General features: G+C 70.1%; 2 protein-coding genes. Both read right to left on the bottom strand.

The genetic code is table 11. From position 1 onward, the window contains the following. On the bottom strand, nucleotides 1-803 hold an 803-nt coding region (locus JCM19049_RS15300; RefSeq protein WP_279403356.1), incomplete at its 3' end, for a ComEC/Rec2 family competence protein. Further along, a partial coding sequence (locus tag JCM19049_RS15305; RefSeq protein ID WP_279403357.1) for a ComEA family DNA-binding protein occupies nucleotides 800-1,001 on the bottom strand: 202 nt, incomplete at its 5' end. The genes JCM19049_RS15305 and JCM19049_RS15300, both read right to left, overlap by 4 nt.

The following is a 1,001-nucleotide window of genomic DNA, read 5'->3' on the forward strand; positions in this document are numbered from 1 at the left end:
AAGAGCAGCAGCGCACCACCCAGGCCCAGCAGCGCCAGCCAGCGCGGCGCCCCGAGCCCGCGCAGCACCAACAGCACCAGACCGGCAATGATGGCACAGTTCGAGCCGCTGACCGCGGTCAGGTGGCTGAGCCCGGTCTGCTTCATCGCGGCGCTCAGGGCATCATCCTGCAGGGAACGGTCCCCGTAGAGCATGCCCGGCAGCAGTGCCCGTGCCGGTTCGGGCAGCCGGTCCAGGGTGTGCACGAACCGCTGTTTCAGCCGTTCGGCCGGCCCGTGCGGGGCGCGGCCGTGCCCGGTGGAGGGGCTGTTGACGCTGGCGAAATACTGGATGCCGGTGCGCGACCCGGTGGCCTCCAGGCGCATCAGCGACTCGTAGCCGGCCACGGCCTGGGGCAGCGGAACCGTGCTGGTCGCGTACACCTGGATCGGGCAGTGGTGCCAGGTTCCGTCCTGCCAGTACCGTTGGATCTGCGCCCGGCCCTTCAGTGCGCCGTCCTGGCCGGTGCGCGGAGTCTCGCTGAACGCCCACATCACCCGGTAGCTTTGCGTCCCATGTCCGGGCAGCTGACAGTGCGCCCGGCCCTGGTCGCTGACGATCACCGCGGTGGCCGCCAACAGCATCAGCAGCAGTGCGGTGAACCAGGGCGCGGAGTACCGCGGGTCGTGGCGGCGGCGGGCGGCCAGCACGAACAGCACGGCGATCATCCCCAGCAGCGGGACCAGCACCCAGCGTTGCGGGGCGAACCAGGCGGCCACCCACGCCCCGCCCAGCATCCACAGTCCCCGGAAGTCGGTGCTCACGGCGCCTGCACCAGTTCCCGCAGCTTGCCCATCAGCACCGGACCGATCCCGGAAACCTGCTCGAGTTCCTCGACGGACTTGAACGGCCCGTTTGCCTCCCTAAAGTCGATGATCCGTCCGGCCAGTGCCGGCCCGATGCCCGGCAACTGCATCAGGGTCTCGGCGTCGGCCTGGTTGATGGGGATCTTCCCGCCCGTG

The organism is Arthrobacter sp. JCM 19049, from assembly GCF_001310435.1.